The organism is Ectobacillus sp. OTK, from assembly GCF_059698935.1.
This window is the reverse complement of record NZ_AP048547.1, coordinates 2266984-2285765: the sequence shown is the minus strand read 5'-3', so window position 1 is coordinate 2285765 and position 18782 is coordinate 2266984. Positions and strand designations below refer to the sequence as shown.

22 protein-coding genes and 1 pseudogene are annotated in these 18782 nt (G+C 41.6%); 6 read left to right on the top strand and 17 right to left on the bottom strand.

Annotated elements, in window-relative coordinates; genetic code table 11:
- Nucleotides 1-11 precede the first annotated feature (11 nt).
- From resA to AC6HZ4_RS11075, 12 genes are all read right to left on the bottom strand, one after another.
- The gene (gene resA / locus AC6HZ4_RS11130) at nucleotides 12-536 is read right to left on the bottom strand and encodes a thiol-disulfide oxidoreductase ResA (protein WP_497495057.1); all 525 of its coding nucleotides are present in this window, start codon (nucleotides 534-536) and stop codon (nucleotides 12-14) included.
- Nucleotides 537-582: 46 nt separating this feature from the next.
- Nucleotides 583-1311: a 23S rRNA pseudouridine(2605) synthase RluB gene (gene rluB / locus AC6HZ4_RS11125; RefSeq protein ID WP_497495055.1), complete on the bottom strand. Its 729-nt coding sequence runs from the start codon at nucleotides 1309-1311 to the stop codon at nucleotides 583-585.
- A gap of 237 nt (nucleotides 1312-1548) precedes the next feature.
- Nucleotides 1549-2079 carry a spore maturation protein gene (locus AC6HZ4_RS11120; protein WP_497495054.1) on the bottom strand — a complete coding sequence of 177 codons (531 nt, stop codon included), beginning with the start codon at nucleotides 2077-2079 and terminating at the stop codon, nucleotides 1549-1551.
- Nucleotides 2076-2675: a nucleoside recognition domain-containing protein gene (locus AC6HZ4_RS11115; RefSeq protein ID WP_497495053.1), complete on the bottom strand. Its 600-nt coding sequence runs from the start codon at nucleotides 2673-2675 to the stop codon at nucleotides 2076-2078. The genes AC6HZ4_RS11120 and AC6HZ4_RS11115 overlap by 4 nt, the downstream gene beginning before the upstream one ends.
- Nucleotides 2668-3792 carry a D-alanyl-D-alanine carboxypeptidase family protein gene (locus AC6HZ4_RS11110; protein ID WP_497495668.1) on the bottom strand — a complete coding sequence of 375 codons (1125 nt, stop codon included), beginning with the start codon at nucleotides 3790-3792 and terminating at the stop codon, nucleotides 2668-2670. Before AC6HZ4_RS11110 ends, AC6HZ4_RS11115 begins: the two co-directional genes overlap by 8 nt.
- A 369-nt stretch (nucleotides 3793-4161) precedes the next feature.
- On the bottom strand, nucleotides 4162-5079 hold the full coding sequence (locus tag AC6HZ4_RS11105; RefSeq protein ID WP_497495052.1) for a superoxide dismutase: 918 nt from the start codon (nucleotides 5077-5079) through the stop codon (nucleotides 4162-4164).
- A gap of 110 nt (nucleotides 5080-5189) precedes the next feature.
- Nucleotides 5190-5681 (bottom strand): YpuI family protein, encoded by a 492-nt coding sequence (locus tag AC6HZ4_RS11100; protein WP_497495051.1) that lies wholly within the window; start codon nucleotides 5679-5681, stop codon nucleotides 5190-5192.
- A 35-nt stretch (nucleotides 5682-5716) separates the two neighbouring features.
- Nucleotides 5717-6124 (bottom strand): hypothetical protein, encoded by a 408-nt coding sequence (locus AC6HZ4_RS11095; RefSeq protein ID WP_497495050.1) that lies wholly within the window; start codon nucleotides 6122-6124, stop codon nucleotides 5717-5719.
- Nucleotides 6125-6295: 171 nt separating this feature from the next.
- Nucleotides 6296-7087: a DUF8832 domain-containing protein gene (locus tag AC6HZ4_RS11090; protein WP_497495049.1), complete on the bottom strand. Its 792-nt coding sequence runs from the start codon at nucleotides 7085-7087 to the stop codon at nucleotides 6296-6298.
- Nucleotides 7088-7164: 77 nt separating this feature from the next.
- Complete coding sequence (locus AC6HZ4_RS11085) at nucleotides 7165-7938, bottom strand: IucA/IucC family C-terminal-domain containing protein (protein ID WP_497495048.1); 774 nt, start codon at nucleotides 7936-7938, stop codon at nucleotides 7165-7167.
- Nucleotides 7939-8014: 76 nt separating this feature from the next.
- Nucleotides 8015-8158, bottom strand: coding sequence for a hypothetical protein (locus tag AC6HZ4_RS11080; protein WP_497495046.1), 144 nt, complete (start codon nucleotides 8156-8158; stop codon nucleotides 8015-8017).
- 24 nt (nucleotides 8159-8182) lie between these two features.
- Nucleotides 8183-8392 (bottom strand): hypothetical protein, encoded by a 210-nt coding sequence (locus AC6HZ4_RS11075; protein ID WP_497495045.1) that lies wholly within the window; start codon nucleotides 8390-8392, stop codon nucleotides 8183-8185.
- Between the two features lie 265 nt (nucleotides 8393-8657).
- Here AC6HZ4_RS11075 and deoD point away from each other — a divergent pair, with 265 nt between their 5' ends.
- The 3 genes from deoD (at nucleotide 8658) to AC6HZ4_RS11060 (ending at nucleotide 11996) form a co-directional block, all read left to right on the top strand.
- Entirely contained in the window at nucleotides 8658-9362 is a 705-nt protein-coding gene (gene deoD, locus AC6HZ4_RS11070; RefSeq protein WP_497495044.1) for a purine-nucleoside phosphorylase, read from the top strand.
- A gap of 178 nt (nucleotides 9363-9540) precedes the next feature.
- Nucleotides 9541-11352, top strand: coding sequence for a sensor histidine kinase (locus tag AC6HZ4_RS11065; protein ID WP_497495043.1), 1812 nt, complete (start codon nucleotides 9541-9543; stop codon nucleotides 11350-11352).
- 113 nt (nucleotides 11353-11465) lie between these two features.
- Nucleotides 11466-11996, top strand: coding sequence for a tyrosine-type recombinase/integrase (locus AC6HZ4_RS11060; protein ID WP_497495042.1), 531 nt, complete (start codon nucleotides 11466-11468; stop codon nucleotides 11994-11996).
- Between the two features lie 79 nt (nucleotides 11997-12075).
- On the opposite strand, the gene AC6HZ4_RS11055 is transcribed toward AC6HZ4_RS11060, so the two are convergent.
- Both AC6HZ4_RS11055 and AC6HZ4_RS11050 read right to left on the bottom strand, forming a co-directional pair.
- On the bottom strand, nucleotides 12076-12300 hold the full coding sequence (locus tag AC6HZ4_RS11055; protein WP_497495041.1) for a hypothetical protein: 225 nt from the start codon (nucleotides 12298-12300) through the stop codon (nucleotides 12076-12078).
- 183 nt (nucleotides 12301-12483) lie between these two features.
- Complete coding sequence (locus tag AC6HZ4_RS11050) at nucleotides 12484-13332, bottom strand: DUF72 domain-containing protein (protein ID WP_497495040.1); 849 nt, start codon at nucleotides 13330-13332, stop codon at nucleotides 12484-12486.
- 254 nt (nucleotides 13333-13586) lie between these two features.
- On the opposite strand from AC6HZ4_RS11050, the gene AC6HZ4_RS11045 reads away from it, so the two are divergent.
- Both AC6HZ4_RS11045 and AC6HZ4_RS11040 read left to right on the top strand, forming a co-directional pair.
- Nucleotides 13587-14207 (top strand): DUF47 domain-containing protein, encoded by a 621-nt coding sequence (locus AC6HZ4_RS11045; protein ID WP_497495039.1) that lies wholly within the window; start codon nucleotides 13587-13589, stop codon nucleotides 14205-14207.
- A gap of 17 nt (nucleotides 14208-14224) precedes the next feature.
- A complete protein-coding gene (locus AC6HZ4_RS11040) occupies nucleotides 14225-15223 on the top strand; it encodes an inorganic phosphate transporter (RefSeq protein ID WP_497495038.1) in 999 nt (332 codons plus the stop codon).
- Nucleotides 15224-15420: 197 nt separating this feature from the next.
- Here the strand turns inward: AC6HZ4_RS11040 and AC6HZ4_RS11035 are convergent, their stop codons facing one another.
- A complete protein-coding gene (locus AC6HZ4_RS11035) occupies nucleotides 15421-16185 on the bottom strand; it encodes a MurR/RpiR family transcriptional regulator (RefSeq protein ID WP_497495037.1) in 765 nt (254 codons plus the stop codon).
- A gap of 587 nt (nucleotides 16186-16772) precedes the next feature.
- Between AC6HZ4_RS11035 and AC6HZ4_RS11030 the strand changes: the two genes are divergently transcribed.
- A complete protein-coding gene (locus tag AC6HZ4_RS11030; protein WP_497495036.1) occupies nucleotides 16773-17591 on the top strand; it encodes a sulfite exporter TauE/SafE family protein in 819 nt (272 codons plus the stop codon).
- Between the two features lie 10 nt (nucleotides 17592-17601).
- Here AC6HZ4_RS11030 and AC6HZ4_RS11025 read toward each other — a convergent pair.
- A pseudogene (locus tag AC6HZ4_RS11025) lies at nucleotides 17602-17741 on the bottom strand (helix-turn-helix domain-containing protein); the annotation flags it as partial.
- Nucleotides 17742-18377: 636 nt separating this feature from the next.
- Nucleotides 18378-18602 carry a hypothetical protein gene (locus tag AC6HZ4_RS11020; RefSeq protein ID WP_497495035.1) on the bottom strand — a complete coding sequence of 75 codons (225 nt, stop codon included), beginning with the start codon at nucleotides 18600-18602 and terminating at the stop codon, nucleotides 18378-18380.
- Nucleotides 18603-18782: the final 180 nt, after the last annotated feature.

The window sequence follows — 18782 nt, the reverse complement described above, 5'->3', positions numbered from 1 at the left end:
TGAAACATGCTTTACTCAGGAACAATCTCCTTTACATATTCTTCAAGCTGCTCCTTTGTCTGCGTGCCTGTAATCTGCTTTACTACTTTACCGCTCGCATCGATTAAAAAAGTCGTAGGAAGCGGACCTACCCCGTATGTATTTAATATCTCCTGTCCTTTATCAATCGCGATCGGAAACGTCAAACCATATTGATTCACAAAGTTTTTCACAGCAATTTCCGTCTCATCAGCATTTAACGCAATCATTTCAATTCCCTTATCTTTATAGGAAGCATACAACTCATTCATATATGGCATTTCCTTTTCGCACGGTTTACACCATGTTCCCCAAAAGTTTAGCAATACTCCTTTTCCCTTTAAGCCGGAAAGTGAGATTTTGGTCCCATTCATATCGGTGACAAGAAAATCCGGAGCCTTCTTACCGACCTCTACCTTTTCTGTCTCCGTTAGGAAGTTTTGATACAGAGTAAACGCAAGCGCACCAACAAGAATGAGTAAAATAACGGTACGAAATACAAGTCTGTTTTTCTTCATCCTCTTCTCTCCCTCTAGGCTAGATAGCCGGAATAAGCCGAGTTGCTTATCTCGGCTTTGTTAGGGCAACTGCACGAAGCTGCTTCACCTCATGCGGAGACAGTGCACGTGCTTCTCCAGGCCGAAGCGATCCAAGCCCTAAAAAAGCATAGCGCTCCCGCTTTAGCTTCACAACCTTGCAGCCAACCGCTTCAAACATTCTTCTAACTTGCCGATTGCGCCCTTCATGAATGGCAATTTCGACAACAGCCGTTTCCTTGCGGCGGTCTCCAGAGATCAGCTTCACGCGTGCGGGCGCTGTTTTACCGTCTTCCAGTATTACGCCTCTTTGAAGCATGCGAATTTTCTCACCCGTCAGCACGCCCTTCACTTTTGCTACATATACCTTCTCAACCTCATACTTCGGATGCATAAGTGCATTCGCGAACTCCCCATCATTGGTCAAGAGAAGGAGGCCAGACGTATCATAATCCAATCGGCCAATCGGAAAAATACGCTGCTTAATGTCTGGAAAGAAATCGGTTACAACCTTTCTTCCTTTATCATCGCTTACAGCAGAGATTACGCCGGTCGGTTTATATAATAAAAAGTATACAGGTTCTTCCTTCTCAATCGGCACACCGAGCACTTCAACCTCATCCTGCCTGCCTACCTTTATTCCTAATTCTGTCACCACTTGGCCGTTGACTTTTACCTTACCCTCAAGAATGAGTTCTTCTGCTTTTCTTCGGGAAGCAATTCCGGCTTGTGCGATTACCTTTTGCAATCTTTCCATTTTGTTTTCCACCTCAAGTTCATCTTACCCTTATGTAATAGGGAATACAAGTTAACAACTTCCAACTGCCGGTATTTTCACAATAATTTGTTAACAAATTGTTCACTTTTTGTCCTACAAATATTATGCAAAAAAACCGCTATTTTACCCCTTTTCCTCATAACGGCACTAATTTCATTATAATAAAATTTTGTCGAAAAAGAAAACATTCTCCAAAAAGAAAAAAACCGCTGATCATCAGCGGAACATAAGTGAAACAAATATAATAGAGCAAACAATACCAATCAAATCGGCAAATAGTCCAACCTTCAGCGCATCTCCCATTTTTCGGATGCCAACCGCCCCGAAATAAACGGTCAAAACGTAAAAGGTTGTATCCGTACTCCCTTGCATAACAGCAGCCAAGCGACCAAGAAAGGAGTCAGGACCATATGTTGCAATTAAATCAGTCGTAATGCTGAGTCCGGCAGATCCGGAAATCGGGCGAATAAGAGCAAGTGGAACAATTTCTGCCGGCACTCCGATTTTATCCAAAAGAGGCTTCATTACGCCGACCATCGCATCCAATGCTCCTGAAGCGCGAAAAATGGAAATGGAAACGAGCATACCGACCATAAAGGGCAAGATAGAGACAGCGATACCGAGCCCTTCTTTTCCCCCCTCGACAAACGTTTCATATGTTGGAACCTTTTTGACAGTACCGTACAAAAGAATAAAGGCAATCATGCATGGTATGAGCCAAAGAGAAATAGTGTTTACGATACTCATCGTTTATTCCCCTCCTTTTTCGTGCGCCTTCTGTAAAAATAACGGTCAATGCAAATTGCACCAATCATGGACAGCAATTGAGCAATAAAGGTTACAAGCACAATGTCTGTTGGATTAGCCGAATTGTACGTCATTCGAATGGAAATGACCGTTGTTGGAATAAGGGTAATGGCTGACGTATTTAGAGCAAGAAACGTAATCATAGAACGGCTCACCGAATCCTTGCCGCCATTTAATTCCTTCAAATGCTCCATTGCCTTAATACCGAGTGGTGTTGCCGCATTACCGAGTCCAAAGAAATTCGCCATCATGTTTGACAAAATAAATCCCATTGCCGGATGATCCTTTGGAACTTCAGGAAACAGCTTTTTAATCAGCGGCAAAAATAGAGCAACAAGCTTTTTTAATAAACCTGCCTCCTCTGCAATCCGCATCAGTCCAAGCCAAAAAATCAGTACACTTAATAAACCGATGCAAATCGTAACCGCCATTTTTGCACCATCAAATACAGCTTTATTTACAGCCTCCATTGTACCGTTTATCATCGCATACAACACGCCAATAATCGTCATCGCAACCCAAATAAGATTAACCATCGTATGTAACACCTAACATGGAAGAAAACACTTCCCGAAAATCTTCCCAAAATAGTCCCGTCGCAGGCAGCAGCCTCTTCTTGCTATAAAACACATTTCGCTCTCCGATCGGCTCTCCCTTTAACAAAAATACTGCTTTTCCAACCACGCTGCCGTCTGTTTGTGTTTGTGCCCTCGATTCCAGCTCGATACTAACGGTTACGTCCTGCTTCTCCTCCTTTTTCAATGGATAGGAGAAGGCATTTTTTAAATACACATGCTGTTTGTAAGATTTGCCCTTTACATCAGCAATACTGCCCTCCTGCATAATCGTCGTCATCGTATACTGCTTAAAGCCCTCGTTAAATAAATACATGTGATCCTTCCAATCACTAGGTGCATCTAATGTAACGACAATTAAATCCAAACCATCCTTTGAAGCTGTGGTCACGAGCGTTCGTCCTGCTTTTTTCGTAAATCCTGTTTTCCCTCCGGTCGCATACTCATACATGGAGGTAAGCAGTCTATGCTTGTTATTCCAAGGGTAATCCCACGCCTCAGATTGATATCTTTTCGTACCAAATATCTTTCGAAAGATCTCATTTTGCATTGCATACCGTGTTAATAATGCCATATCATAGGCGGAGGAATAATGATTTCCATCCCCATCTAAACCGCTTGGATTAGAAAAATGTGTATTCTTCATCCCAATTTCCTGCGCTTTCTCATTCATTAAATAGACAAATCCATCCACACTTCCGCCAACATGCTCAGCAATCGCTTGTGCTGCATCATTACCAGATCGAAGCATAAGACCATATACTAAATCCTCAAGCTTCACCTTTTGCCCCGCCTTTAGATAAATAGCAGAACCCTCTGCTCGTACTGCTGTATTGCTAATGGAAACCGTCTCCTTCATTTTTCCTGACTCTACCGCCAAAAGAGCCGTCATAATTTTTGTAATACTGGCTATTTTCTCCGGCTCATTTGCCTGCTTACTGTATAAAATGCGTCCAGTTTTCTGTTCAATCAAAACAGCGTTACGTGCACTCACACCTTGAAAGCCGGCATATGTATGCTGAGGAAGAAGCAAGACACATAAAAAGGCAGCACAAAGAACGGAAAGAGCTGTCTTTATCCATATATGCATCGTTTCCACATCCTTTCCTATTCCGGTTTTGTACAAGTGTATGCTTTGTCCTAGGAATTATGATTGAAAAGCCGGAGGAAGGGGAAAAGAAGACTCATGCAGAAACCGCCTAAGAAAGGTGCAAGCATCCCAATGAGCCCTGATAAGCAAACTACCAGCGAATAAAACGCGCGGTTTTGGCAAAGCTGATTCATTAAAGCTCACCGTATGTTCTCCCGCGCATAAGGAGCTTTTTGTCTTTTGCAGGGAAGGTCATTTGACTGCGATAGCTGGACGTTGGAGCTAAACAATACCCCCAAAAGTTATATTTTCGTATCCTCTAAGAAAAAAACTTCGCCCGACTACGGGGCGAAGCTTTTAAAATGGCTGCCATTGCAGCTTCCGCGCTTTTTGAAACCGTTCCTCTACATTATTCCAGTCCACAACGTTCCACCAGTTGCGAATATACTCCTCTTTTCTGTTTTGGTATTGCAAGTAGTACGCATGCTCCCAAACATCCAAAACAAGCAGCGGAATCGTATCCCATTGCGTAAACAATTGATGCAATGTGCTTTGTAAAATTTCCAGCCTGCCCGAACGCGGGCTCCAAACGAGAATAGCCCAGCCTGATCCCTCCACCTTATTGGCTGCTTCTGTAAAGTGAGTTTGAAACCGATCAAAGCTGCCGAAATCCTGTTCAAGCTGCGACAGCAGGGTTCCTTTCGGTGCTCCGCCGCCGCCTTTTTTCATATTGCTCCAAAAAATAGTATGCAAATAATGACCAGATCCGTGAAATGCTGCTTCACGCTCCCAATGCTTTAGTAAATCATAATCACCCGTATTGCGAGCCTTTTGCATCATTTTCTCGGCTTTATTCAAGCCATTTACGTAGCTGCGATGATGCTTGTCGTGATGCAGCATCATAATTTCTTTTGCAATATAAGGCTCTAATGCGTTGTATGGATAGGGAAGCGGCGGAAGAACGTGTCCTCCGATTGGAACAGGCTCCCTTTCATAGCTCCTTTCGTATGCGGCATACTCCTCATAATGCCCTGTTGTCAACACCTCTTGCAAATGATGCTGAATATGTTCCACATCATCGCTAATTTGATAGACAAACTCCACATCATAATCGGCATTCTGTCCTTTGAGCTGATCAAGCAGCATTTGAATTCGATACTCTAATATATGAACGTCATAGATTTCCATCGCCCGGCTATCCAATACGTGCAGTACGCTTTCACACCAATGCTCCACCTCGTGAAAATAGTGGTCGAATAGTTCTCGCTGCATCATGGAGACACCTCCGTTTCATTGCTCTACCTTCTAAATGTATTCCAACTATGGGCTCACTATGCCGCCGACAAAAAGCAGAGCAATGAAAAAAAGCAGCGTATTCGCTGCTTTTACTGTGACTGAATCATTTTCGTTTGATAATCTGTTTCGTAGTATTCTAGTTCCTCGCGCATCGCTTGGAATTTACCCTCGAGCGATTTCATGAGCTGCTGTACGGAAGATGGAGGTGTCATAGTAAACGCAATCGCATTTTTTCCCGTATAAGCAGAACGACTATTTTCATACCAATAGTCGTTTTTCGGTGTAAAAAACTCACATACGACCTGATGATAAATTTTGTACAGCATGCGCTCAGCCGCTCCTTTACGAAACGGAGTGCTTTTTAATAGAACACGGCACGCATCTAAGCCCTCTTCGCAAAAAACCAGTAAACGGCGCATGCCGGCAAGAAGGCCTTCGTAATATTCCTTATTCCCATTTTCAGACTCTTCGAGTAAGGATATAATCGTATGATGATTCATATACTCCGTCATAACGGAGACAACATCTTGCAAAAAGGCTTCTACCTGCTTTGTTTGATTTTCTACTACAGAATTGGACATGCTATATTCCCCCTTTTCCTTCTTGTACTTTATGTTTATGCTGTTTTGTTTTCTTCCTTGACTTCAGCGCTGCCGTTTTTGCGGCATTGCGCAGCAATTCCTTTTAACCTTTCGACAGCGTTTGCGTCAAAGTACGGGGCAAATTCTTCTACTGTATTAATATATACACGCTTTCGAGAAGTCATCTCCGGATCATGCAGCAAACAGGCGAGCGCGGCTATATCCTTAAATGCTATATCTTCGTTTTCGATTTGAAATACTGGATTTCCTGCAAACGGCGTAAATTGTTGCAGCTGCTCCTCAAAATAACGAACGTATAGGACGTGCAGCGTCCGTTCTTCTCCATTGGTTATGTAGGTTACTTCTGAGCGATTGAAATAATCCTCCGATGTATTTGGTTGCGCTTTCACCAATTCGTATCCGCTATATTGTTTTATAATCATCGTCTCACCCCTCTTTTTACTCTCCTACTCGTATATTATCATAAATTATTTTCTAATTTTCTAAAAAAATTTTAAAAAAACAAAAAGGGATTTATCTACTATATTTCAGCTATGAAGAGGGAGGAATTTCGGCTATGTCATATAAACAAAAAAGAGAAGCCTATATGACCTCTACTTTCTCTTCCCAACCTGTACAACAAAAGTCCGATGATATTCCCTGCCATTCACGTAGAAGGTACCCCACATTTTATATAACCCTTCCTCAGGAAATGTAACCGACAGCAAGAGTTCCTTCTCCCGATCCTGTGCCATTGTGTACACGAGTGAACGTTTCGATTCGTTTACAAATAGGAAGGAAGACAATTCTCCACTTTTCGAGCGAAAACGCAGCGCTCCTTCCTTACGCGGAAATTGAAAGGTTAACGTTTCCTTTTTCCCCGCTTGTAGTGCATTAAAAACAAGAGATGTTTCATACGGCCCAATTTCTGTTGTTAACAAGGAATCCGGCTGTAAAACCTGCTCTTTTTTGCTGTCCTGCTCACTTTCTTTGCCGATTATTACCCTTGTATCCGCAAAGGATTGCTGCATATTTTTATTTTTTTTATACAAAAAGATAGCATATTCTCCTTTCTTCCTAAAGATGTAAGAAAACGTAAACGCTCCTTTTCCAAGAAAGGCAGGTTGAATTTCTGTATACTCCTTCATGTCAGGAGGCACAATCACGGCCCGTACTTCATTTTGTTCTTCGTCATTCAAGCCTCGCAAGCCTTCCCCTTTGTCGTCTCGAATAATAAAGGAAACCTTTGTTTTTTTGTTTACAGCCGCATTATCAACGTCCCATTCTACCCCGCCCTTTATCAGAGAGACTGTACGTTCTGTTCCGATCCACCCTTGCTTATGTACGTATGCTGCAACAAGAAGAACAAGAAATAAAACCATCATTCCGAGCGTTATGTTTCTCATGCACTATCACCCGACTGTTTTTTCTTCTATTGTAACATTGTTCCGTTTATTTCCAAATAAAAAAGCATAAAACATGTTTATGCTTTTTGGGATAATGCTTTTATTTTTTCAAGACGTTCTTGCTCCGATAAACGCGGGCAGGTGTAGCAGGGACCCTTGCTACTTCCTGTTTTATAGTTCAAACAGCACGTTTTTCGAATAAGTACTGGTTTGTCCTCTATAGGGTGCTTCATGCAAGAAAAGGACACGCACAGCGGATTTTGAACACGTGCTCCGAACCACTCCGCAGGTGCTCTCCGCAAGTAAGCAAAATCATCCGCAATCCGCTCTTGTATAATCGGATCACTTTCCTCGCGGATCCATTGCTCATACATCGTATGGATATAATATGCAATATGCGACCACATTACAGAAGAGGAAACTCCTGTCTCCCGTTCGAAAGACTCAATCATGACAGAAAGATGCTCTTGGAATAACGCCTGCAGCAATTGCTCCCGCCACACATCACGACTTTGCTTGCTTCGCTTCGCCAGCAACATCGGGGCGTATGTGAAAATGTGAGTGGTGGAACAGGAAAATGACATTTGCGATAGCGACAGCCGCACCTCAGTATTTCGACGGCTCATGGCCTCTAGCACCGCTATGTACGCACAGTATCGTTTGACAAATAGCGAAGCTGCTGTTCTTATATCAGGGGCGTGGAACATACTCTGTATTGTTTGTAAAGAAGCCTCAAGCTCTGTTCCGCCAATCAGCTGCTTTCCCTCTAGGTGAACGCTCATAGCTTCTGCAGTACGAATGCGATATTTATTCCATAACTCCTCCATAACGACCCCTTCTTTTCCGTTCATATTTTCTTTTATCCTACCAACAATGATAATCATTGTCAATTAAAAAAAGAAAAAGCAAGGCTCTGCTCCTTGCTTTTTACTGCTTTCCTTCCTCCTCATACGCAACAAGAGCAACTCGCTTTCCTAACTTTTTCTCAAAATCCTCCTCAATTTGCTTCAGACGCATATGCATATCATCAGTGATATGTGCAACTGTAAAGTTCGATGTCTGTTTCTTCATGTTTAATCCTCCATTATCACTAGGCTATTTATTGCGATGAGTATACTCTTGCTTTTGTCCAACTGTCTCTCGTCCAATCAGCTCATCAAAGGAAAAGGCTCCTAACGCTCCTTGCGCAATTTCTCCGGTTGCACTAACTGTTCCTGTTGGGCTAATATCAACCTCTTCTATTTGGTCCTCCCTGCTCTTTACACTGTTGACTGTTTCGTTGCTTTTCTTTGTCAATTCAGCCACACGTACCCTCTCTTTCCTCAGATGATTTATTCCAATGACAAGGGACAATAAAGCATGAGCCAGTATAAGACTTCGTCATCTCCCCACTAGTTTGCTCGATTCTATCCACTTATATGAAGCAATTCTTCCAAAGTTTGATTTTTGCAGCAAACGTGCATACTACAATCGTTCAAGCAATTCTATCCACAGCTTTCTTATCGTTTTCTTTTCAGTACTATTGTATAATTCGTAGTATATCTATTACATACACTTAGGGGGATAATTCATGAGCATTCATATCGAAGCAAAGCAAGGTGAAATTGCAGAAACAATTTTGCTTCCAGGCGATCCACTGCGCGCCAAATATATTGCAGAAACTTTTTTAGAGGATGCAAAGTGCTATAACAATGTGCGCGGCATGCTCGGCTTTACAGGGACTTATAAAGGAAACCGTATCTCTGTCCAAGGTACAGGAATGGGAGTTCCTTCTATTTCCATCTATGTAAACGAACTCATTCAAAGCTATGGTGTAAAGAACTTGATTCGCGTTGGTACATGCGGCGGCATTCAAAAGAATGTGAAGGTACGGGATGTCATTCTTGCGATGACCGCGTGCACAGATTCTAACATAAACCGCTTAACCTTCCCCGGCTTTGATTTTGCGCCATGTGCCAATTTCGATTTACTAAGAAAAGCGTACGAGACAGGCATCAAAAAAGGCTTACACGTACGTGTCGGAAATGTATTGACAGCAGACGTATTTTATCGTGAAAGTATGGAGATGGTAAAAAAGCTTGGTGATTATGGTGTATTAGCTGTAGAAATGGAAACGACAGCTTTATACACATTAGCAGCAAAGCATGGTGTGAACGCATTATCTGTATTAACAGTAAGCGACCATATTTTTACCGGGGAAGAAACAACAGCTGAGGAGCGTCAGACAACATTTAACGATATGATTACAATTGCACTTGATGCAGCTGTGCAATAATAAGACAAGCGGAGCTTGCCAATTCAATGGCAGGCTCCGCTTTTTGACATGCTTTCTACCTGCAAACAGCACAAAACTCGAATGATAACAAACTCTAGAGAAACTTCTGATTTTTCGGTCAGCCTATTCATCCATTTGCTATAATAAAGCAAACAAGGAAGGCAACTGAGGTGAAGACATGAAACGAGAAAGCATTGTGTGGAAGCTGTTTTTATTAACAACTGGGTTGTTCACCATTACCTTTCTGCTCTTTTTTCTCGGACAATCACTTTTTTTAGAGAAGTTTTATATACAGAAGAAAACAGAGTATGTGCAACAAGCGGTTGAAGAATTTGTCACTGATTACGAACATAGCAAGCGGGACTTTACCACAGTCAAAAATCTTAAGCAAAGGTTTTACGAACAAACGAACGCACAGCTTCTCTTGCTTGACCAAAACGGTATTGTGCAAGATGAAGATTACTATTACATGGAAATCGCAGAGCTTAATACAAACAAAACATTCTACATTCCATTAAACAACATCTTAAACGGAGAAGCATATTCATCATTTATGAACCTCTCTCTCCAAGAACATGACCCTGTCTTTGTAAAAGGCGTTTTGAAGGACAACGTGATTATACCGGCAACCATAGGAACGAAAGATCGTGAATGGCGCAGCGACAGTATCATTGAGAATTTGAAAACCTTTGGCATTCGTTGGGATGCAATCAAGCATGATCTTTCCTCTCAGCAATTTATAGTTAACGCCGAAGGGCATATCACAAAATTACATCTTCCATCGCAAGCAGATTTACATTTTACTAATAATGTTGATTCACTTATGCAAGCGGTACAAAGATGGGAGCTTGCAATGCAGCTCGGCGAAGCAGATCAACGGAAGCTGACTACGTACTCATTTCCGGAAAATGATAAGGTTCGAAATCAAGTATTTGTAAGACCTATTATGCAAAGCGGACATATTCAGGAATTTGCCTTTGTTATGACATCGCTGCAACCCGTTGATGAAGCGATGGACGTACTGAAGGATTATTATTTGTATGCCTTTATCATTGTGTTTTTCATTATTATTTTACTTTCATTCTATTTTTCTAAAATGATTGCACATCCTCTCTTGGAAATTCATAACGTAACCAAAAAGATGGCGGACCTCGATTTCAGTCAAAAGCTTCCTATTGTGTCTAATGATGAAATTGGGATCCTATCCCAGAGCATTAATACGCTTTCTGTTAATTTAAAGGACCGAATCGACAAGCTAAGAGTCGCCAATGAACAGCTTGAGCAGGAAGTAAAAAAGGAACGGCAGCTTGAGCAAACACGCAAGGAATTTATCTCAGGAGTTTCGCATGAACTAAAAACTCCGCTTAGTGTGATCCGCAGCTTTGCAGAAGGAATAAAAGACAAGGTAAGCCCGAACACAGACTATTACACAGACGTCATCTTAGAGGAAGTCGATAATATGAATACATTAATTCTTGATATGCTAGAGCTTGCAAAGCTTGGGTCGGGGACATATAAGCTGAAAATGGCTCCCTTTTCTATCGGCGATCTATTAAAGCAGATATACGCAAAACTTTCGTTTAGCATGAGCAGCAAACATCTGCAGGTGCAGCTTGAAGCAGACCGAACTCTCATCGTACAAGCAAATCGAAACAAAATCGAACAGGTAGTGGTCAATCTGCTAAGCAACGCAATTCGCCATACTCCTGCTGGGCAATGCATTACAATTGGTGCGTATGATCGCGGTTCTGAAGTAGAGGTCGTCATTCATAATACCGGCGCCCCGATTCCAGAGGACAGTTTAGAGAGGATATGGGATAGGTTTTATCGTCTTGATGCATCCCGCAGCCGGCATACAGGAGGAACTGGACTCGGGCTGTCAATTACTAAGCATATATTAGAGCTGCATAAAGCTCCCTTCGGCGCACAAAATCTAGGAGACGGAGTCACCTTTTATTTTCGTTTACAGAAATCAGAACACCTGTCATGACAATTTTTTTGCATTTCACGAAAAGTTCACACGAAATACACATTTCCTCGTTATATTGAAAAGCAGGGATTCTTCCCTCTTCACTTACTTGTTCCAGGAGGAAGGTGTCATACGTGAAACAAATGGGTCAACCAATTCAAGATCAGCAGCAATTGCATCAAATGAAGCAAATCCTTTTACAATCGTCCAAACGCGACGCTTTGTTGTTTATTTTAGCTGTAAACTCCGGTTTAAAAGTAAGTGAGATTTTGCAGCTAAAGGTATCAGATGTCATGGACGAAAAAGGACATGTGCGCAGATCAATTTTATTTCAAAACGATAGAACGACAAAACATAAATGGTTCGCGATTAACTCGGAGCTGCAAGAAGCAATCTTAGATTATATGACAGAACGAAAGAATTATAAGGAGAGTGAGCCGCTCCTAAAGTCACAAAAAGGAATGGGAGCGATCACACGGCAGCATGCATGGTTTATTCTGAACAAGGCGGCAAAAGACGCCGGTTTGGAGGGGGTGAGTGCCCATACGCTGCGAAAAACATGGGGCTATTGCGCTTATAAAGCAGGTGTGGATATCGCCTTTTTACAGCATTTTTTTGATCATAGTACGCCTGCAAAAACATTAAAATATATCGGCATTGCCTAAGAAAAGCAGACATTTTCCCCGAAAGGTAGCCCAACACTCAAAAACTATGCTTTCTTAATTCTTTAAAACAAGGAGCAGCTTACTGCTCCTTACTTTTTTTGATAGGACATACAGAAGAGACCGCATCGTTTCCTTCCTTCTCAAGCTGTCTCATCACGCTAACAACAAGCTTACGATCATCACGAATATCCTGGATAATTCCTTTTCTCAACAAATGCTCGTACAAGCTTGAAAATGTACAACTATCTCCTGTTTTATGCAGAACATGGAGTATTTCATGATAAAGCTGTTCCTGTTTGCTCATCGTATCTCCCTTCATTTTTTCACAAAATCTATTGACATTATCAGTGATAATGATTATCATTTTTAACAGAGGGATTGAATAATGTTATATACAGAGCAACATCCCTGTATGCATATGAAAAAACGCTGCGCATCCCCCCTGTTTGTACAGCGTTTTTTCTTCTGCCATTCACTGTCTTCTCCTTCACTCGAATAAACGCATTTGCTCAGGATCCTTCGCCCCCTCCTCTACTCCTAACAGCTTCATCAGCTGCTTCGCATTATCAGCAGCGTCGCCGCCAGAGTTATTGTTAAATAAAACATATATTTGCTTCGTCTGTGTTTGTAACCATCGCAAGCGTTCTGCCCATTCTAGTAACTCCTCATGATTGTACCGGTATAAACAGCGGACTGCTCTCCAATTTGGCAGACCTGTATTGCCCCATCCATAGATGTTACGCCCGTGCAAACGAATGAGTGCTGCCTCACGACTGGTCGCATGCAAAACTATTGGCACAGAACCAACTCCCGCTTGCGGTTCGTCACAAATCGTATGAATCCACTTCTCCTGCTCTAAAAACGCAAGCGTTCTGTCACGCATTTGCGGGTCAAACCATGACTGATGACGAAACTCAATAGAGCACGGAACACCATTCATACGCTCCTTCGTATAACGCAGCAATTCTACATGCTTTTTCTGGCAGTCAAACCAAGGCGGGTATTGAAATAATACCATACGCAGTTTTCCTGCCTCTTGTAGAGGTACAATGGACTGCTTAAAGATTGTAAACATCTCTTCTGAGTCCGAAAAAGGAATGTCCCCTCGCATATGCCCCGTCATGCCTTGATAAGCCTTAACTACAAACGAAAAATCATCCGGCGTTTCTTCAATCCACTTATCATAATTGCGAATCGGCTGCATCGCGTAAAAGGAACTGTCTACCTCGACAACCGAAAAATGACGACTGTATGTACGCAGCTTTTGCTTTGCTGCTTGTTTGTCGGGATATAAAGATTCATGGTCACCCCAGCCAGTTAATCCTATTGAAATCATATCAAAACAATCCTTTTCAGCATTTTCTTTATCTTACCAAACAAAGACACTATTTCATACTTCTATCCAAAACGAGCATGCTAATACAACAAATCCCAAGAATTTGTAAACCTATTATGAATTTTACTAACAAAACAACACTACTATTGTTAAGAATTTGTAAAGAATCCGATAAAATGTTTTAGTTTTCGACATTTTTTTGATACAATCCCAATTGTGTGTCTTATATATTACTTTTGGTGGAGGTAACAAGGATGGTTTTCAAAGCAAAGAAAGATAAGTTTTCTGAGATGCTTTCAAATATTTCAGAAAACATAAAAGAAAGTGCACAATTTTTAGTGGATCACAAGATTAAAAATGCAAGTGATCTAAAGGAATTATCCATGCGCATGAAAGAATACGAAACAAAAGGCGACTCTTATATGCATGAGCTGATTATGGAGTTAAATAAAGCCTTTATTACACCAATCGAACGTGAAGATATTTTACAATTGGCAATGAGTATGGATGATGTGTTAGATGGCCTAGAGCACTCAGCTGCTTTATTCGATATGTACTCTATTACACAAGCAGATGAATATATGTTGAAATTTGTAGACGCAATTCACGCGTGCGCGAACGAAATCGCAACTGCTATCGAACTTCTATCTAATAAAAAATTGCTCGATATTCGTACAAATGCTATTAAAATTAAGGATCATGAGTCCACTTGCGATGACATTTTAAGACACTCTATTAAGCATCTGTTCTCAAGAGAAAAGGATCCAATTAAAATCATTCAATATAAAGAAATCTACGAGAACCTTGAAGAAATTGCTGACAGCTGCCAAGGTGTTGCAAATGTATTAGAAACAATCATTATGAAAAACGCGTAAGGGGTACTGGCATAACAATGGATACACTTTTAATTTTAACTATTTTAGTTGTCATTGGTGCATTAGCCTTTGATTTCATCAACGGCTTTCATGATACAGCAAATGCGATTGCCACTTCTGTTTCTACAAAAGCATTAAAGCCGCGGCAAGCTATTATATTAGCAGCTGTCATGAACTTCGTCGGCGCCATGACGTTCACAGGTGTAGCAAAAACGATTACAAAGGACATTGTTGATCCATTTAAGCTAGAAAATGGTTCAGTGGTAATACTAGCTGCCTTAATCGCAGCCATTGCATGGAACTTAATCACATGGTACTACGGTATTCCAAGCAGCTCTTCCCATGCAATTATCGGCTCTATCGCAGGTGCAGCCATTGCTGCTGCAGGATTTGGCGCGCTTAATTATCAGGGCTTTCTAAAGATTATTCAGTCTCTTATTATCTCTCCTGTCTTGGCATTTGTTGTTGGATATATTGTATATTCAATTTTCAAACTTATTTTTAAAAACTATAACTTAACGAAAACAAATAAGGGCTTTCGTATCTTCCAAATTTTCACGGCCGCTTTACAATCCTATACACACGGTACGAACGACGCCCAAAAAGCAATGGGGATTATTACAATGGCCCTGATCGCTAATAAGTACCATACTACAACAGATATCCCAATGTGGGTTCAAGTTGCCTGTGCGCTCGCGATGGGTCTTGGTACATCTGTCGGCGGTTGGAAGATCATTAAAACTGTTGGCGGCCGTATTATGAAAATTCGTCCTGTAAATGGTGCCGCTGCGGACTTAACATCAGCTGCTATTATTTTTGGCGCTACGTATATTCACTTGCCGGTAAGTACAACACACGTAATTACATCCTCTATTTTAGGGGTTGGCGCTTCTCACCGCGTAAAAGGCGTAAAATGGGGAACAGCGCAGCGTATGTTAATTACATGGTTCATTACTCTGCCAATTTCTGCTACACTCGCAGCTATTATGTACTTACTTTTAAATTTAATTTTCTGATAAGAAAAGTGGACACGTCCCTCCCATGTCTCCCATAGCAAAACAACCCGCGCACAAAACGCGCGGTTCGGGCGGAGCTGATTCCCAGAAGTATTCGGTGTGTTCTTCACCGCTAAAGACGCTTTTTGCCAATACACTGGGGGAGGAGCTAGACAGCATCCCAAAGGTTATACTTTCCTAACCTAATAGAAAAAGAATCATCCACTGCTGGATGATTCTTTTTCTTGTAAAGCGATTCCTTCACATAAACAATCAACGATAAATAATTGAGACAGCTTGGCGCCAGCAAATGTTTCTGCGCCGGTCGTAAATAACACATAATCCGCAGCTTGGGTAACGACAGAATCGGCATAGTGCGTAATAGCAAGAATAACAGCCCCGTTCCGTTTCGCTTCCTGCAGTGCCTGCGCCATCTCTGTTTCGTTTCCAGTAATTGAGATAGCGATGACTACATCCCCTTCCGCCAATGCACCCGCAGTCATTCGTTGTGCATGATAATCTGTTGCAGCATCCGCGTGCTTGCGCGCCATCCAAAATCGATATTTCATATCAACAGCAGTGACTCCTGATAAGCCTGTTCCAAATATATGTACAGAGCGGGCGTGAAATAAAGCATTCACCGCGTCGGCTAAGACTTCACGATTTAAAAAGCGGGAGCTATCCTCCAAACTTTCCGCGTAGCCATGCAGCAGCCTTTGTACCACATCCGACTTTTCTTCCCCTCCGTGCCCCGCCTCATCAGATGGCTCTTTTGCTAATGCAAGCTTAAACTCCTGATACCCCTTATATCCAAGCTTTCGGCAAAAACGTAAGATAGTTGCTTCTCCCACATCTGCTGCCTCGGCAAGCTCTGTTACTGAAAAATAAATAGTTTGTTTTCCATGCTGCAATATCGCATTTGCGACCTTTTGTTCCGATTTCGTAAAAGAAGGATACAAAGTGTGAATTTTGCTTTTTATCATGACATTGCTCTCATCCATGTTCCTGTTCGCTGCTACTAAAAACATAAACAAATAAAACCATTGGTTGATGCTAGATCATTTCCCGCTTCTGTGAACCCGACCTCGCCTTTTAAATGATTACTCTTTGCTTTTGTATGTTTTTATAGCAGGATTCACCGCCTTTCTTTTTTGGATTCATATTTCCAGCTTCATTTTCATTGCTGCCGCTTCAGCGATGTTTCTAATTTCTAATCTGTTTAAAATCCTTGATGATTGCTGCATACTACAAAGTGTTTCACGTCTACATCCATACTAATTCCAGCGTTTGTATTGATCTGAGAAGAAGATGCTGTAACTTCACATCAGACAGATATAAACAGCCTTCCTGTTCTGTAGCCCCCGTTTACATTTTTGTGCTGTTTTTTAGGAAAACCATAAAAATAGCCATATCAAAACTTTTCCTTAGGGTGCGGAATGTGAGTTATGAGCAACTTCACCAAAAAAATTATAACAAGTTACAACACAACATGCACTGAAAATCCTTTCTTCTTCTTTATCAAACAAAGTGTATAATAATTTTATACCCTATACATAAGGAGCTGTGCGTCTTGGAATACATCATATTACTTATTGTTGGATTTATTGCAGGGACAATCGGAAGCCTTGTAGGCCTAGGCGGAGGAATTGTAATTGTTCCCTTACTTGTCGGCTTAGGAGCCTTATTACACCTTCCAAATGTGTCCCCGCAGCTTGCAGTGGGAACATCTATCGTGACAGTCGTATTTACAGGGCTGTCCTCTACGCTCACCTATATGAAGCACAAGCGTGTAGATTATAAAAGCGGATTTCTGTTTTTTATCGGGAGCGGGCCGGGAAGCATGGTCGGCTCATGGGCAAACAAATTTTTTAATCATGATTCCTTCTCTCTGTACTTCGGAATATTTATGATTGCAATTTCTGTTTTACTTATGCTAAAGGAAAAAATGAAGCCTGTTCCGTTCTCAAAGAAACGTGTGATTATGAGAACCTTTACCACAGAAGAGGGAAAAACAGCACAATACGGCTTCCATCCTGTTGCAGCTGTTATTCTTTCTTTTCTCATTGGCTTTATATCCGGTTTATTTGGAGTTGGCGGCGGCTCGCTGCTCGTACCTGCGATGCTGCTTCTATTCGCATTTCCCCCTCATATCGCAGTTGCAACGTCCATGCTTGTCGTCTTTCTATCAGCAGTAACAGGATCTATTACCCATATTCTGCTCGGAAATGTCATTTGGCTATATGCACTTCTTCTCGTTCCAGGGGCATGGGCCGGAGGACGGTTTGGCGCCTACATCAATATGAAATTAAGCGGAAAAACTGTCGTAAACATTTTGCGGGCTGTACTCATTATTATCGGAGCACGCATGATCTATCAATCCCTTTTTTGAACTATCGGCTTCCTGTCTCCTTATAAGAGGCGTTCCAAAGAGACAAAAAGTGATTGAATGCAAACGAATGCAACCAATCGTTTTATTGACGAAAGCAGCTTGTTCTTCATTCAGATAGATGTGAAACTTGCACGCTTTATAAGCTAACATTGTGTTCTGCCCTTATTGACATATCCATTATACCAAACTTACGTTCGTTAAGAAAGCCGAAATGGTAAAAACATACAATTTTTATGCATATCTTTAAAATATTGTGAGAAAGATGAAATGGCTGCCAAGAAATCAAAGGCTTGGAAATTCCTATCCAAGGCCCTGTCTTAATGATACTGTGCCTCTCTCAAACAATCTGAATAATTGAGATAGCAAACCGCCATCTCTTGTCCGAAGGCGATTCATCCCCTTCCTGCCTATTCACTAAGATTTTCCCCTCACGTTCCTGTCCAGCAAGGGGAATTCCTTCGGTCGAAGGAAGGGTGCCCTCGCCTATTTTTTTGATATAAGCGAAAAGACGCGTCGGTCACGCGTCTTTTCTTTAGAAGATACAATATTTATAATTTCGAGAGTATGGCCAACTTCCGCCTATCTACTCATTGCAAAGGAGCCAACCAATTCCTGAAACAAAGATGCTCTGTCTATGAAAATTTTCTACTAGCCCAAAAACAAGGCATGTCCAATATTTTCATATACTTTTATAGAATGACTGTCTAAGAAAACCGCTTTTCTGTCATGTAAGAATAATAGAGAGTGCTCATACAAAAATGATACCAGCAATTACGAAACTGCTTTCTAATGAAGCAGCTGCCATCCCATTAAATCATGGTGTACCTGCCGTGCCCGTTTGTCGTTATGGTCATACAATTCACCATAGCTGTCCGTGTCCTGATTGTACGCCATTGTATAGATAATACGGCCGTCTATTTCTACTGATAAGACAACGCCGCCCTTCATTTCCTCTACTCGAATAATCGCATCAGCAGGCATTTTGATATCGCCCATTTTTTGTTCTAGCATGGTTCGTCCCCCTTAGCTCTATTAGGTCCGCATTGCGGTTTTGCTCGCTACCAAGTATACTAACAAACAGAACAACAAAAATAAAGAAAAACCTTATCGACGGGAGAATTTGTCTGTTTTTAACGCTGTTATAATCCTCTCCTAACCGCAAAACGGAAAGATACCGTCTATGAAAATTGT

Bases quoted from the DNA above. Each gene is read 5' to 3' on its own strand.
- resA (WP_497495057.1), bottom strand. From the start codon at position 536: ATGAAGAAAAACAGACTTGTATTTCGTACCGTTATTTTACTCATTCTT.
- rluB (WP_497495055.1), bottom strand. From the start codon at position 1,311: ATGGAAAGATTGCAAAAGGTAATCGCACAAGCCGGAATTGCTTCCCGA.
- AC6HZ4_RS11120 (WP_497495054.1), bottom strand. From the start codon at position 2,079: ATGAGTATCGTAAACACTATTTCTCTTTGGCTCATACCATGCATGATT.
- AC6HZ4_RS11115 (WP_497495053.1), bottom strand. From the start codon at position 2,675: ATGGTTAATCTTATTTGGGTTGCGATGACGATTATTGGCGTGTTGTAT.
- AC6HZ4_RS11105 (WP_497495052.1), bottom strand. From the start codon at position 5,079: ATGATGCAGCGAGAACTATTCGACCACTATTTTCACGAGGTGGAGCAT.
- AC6HZ4_RS11100 (WP_497495051.1), bottom strand. From the start codon at position 5,681: ATGTCCAATTCTGTAGTAGAAAATCAAACAAAGCAGGTAGAAGCCTTT.
- AC6HZ4_RS11095 (WP_497495050.1), bottom strand. From the start codon at position 6,124: ATGATTATAAAACAATATAGCGGATACGAATTGGTGAAAGCGCAACCA.
- AC6HZ4_RS11090 (WP_497495049.1), bottom strand. From the start codon at position 7,087: ATGAGAAACATAACGCTCGGAATGATGGTTTTATTTCTTGTTCTTCTT.
- AC6HZ4_RS11085 (WP_497495048.1), bottom strand. From the start codon at position 7,938: ATGAACGGAAAAGAAGGGGTCGTTATGGAGGAGTTATGGAATAAATAT.
- AC6HZ4_RS11080 (WP_497495046.1), bottom strand. From the start codon at position 8,158: ATGAAGAAACAGACATCGAACTTTACAGTTGCACATATCACTGATGAT.
- deoD (WP_497495044.1), top strand. From the start codon at position 8,658: ATGAGCATTCATATCGAAGCAAAGCAAGGTGAAATTGCAGAAACAATT.
- AC6HZ4_RS11065 (WP_497495043.1), top strand. From the start codon at position 9,541: ATGAAACGAGAAAGCATTGTGTGGAAGCTGTTTTTATTAACAACTGGG.
- AC6HZ4_RS11055 (WP_497495041.1), bottom strand. From the start codon at position 12,300: ATGAGCAAACAGGAACAGCTTTATCATGAAATACTCCATGTTCTGCAT.
- AC6HZ4_RS11050 (WP_497495040.1), bottom strand. From the start codon at position 13,332: ATGATTTCAATAGGATTAACTGGCTGGGGTGACCATGAATCTTTATAT.
- AC6HZ4_RS11045 (WP_497495039.1), top strand. From the start codon at position 13,587: ATGGTTTTCAAAGCAAAGAAAGATAAGTTTTCTGAGATGCTTTCAAAT.
- AC6HZ4_RS11040 (WP_497495038.1), top strand. From the start codon at position 14,225: ATGGATACACTTTTAATTTTAACTATTTTAGTTGTCATTGGTGCATTA.
- AC6HZ4_RS11035 (WP_497495037.1), bottom strand. From the start codon at position 16,185: ATGATAAAAAGCAAAATTCACACTTTGTATCCTTCTTTTACGAAATCG.
- AC6HZ4_RS11020 (WP_497495035.1), bottom strand. From the start codon at position 18,602: ATGCTAGAACAAAAAATGGGCGATATCAAAATGCCTGCTGATGCGATT.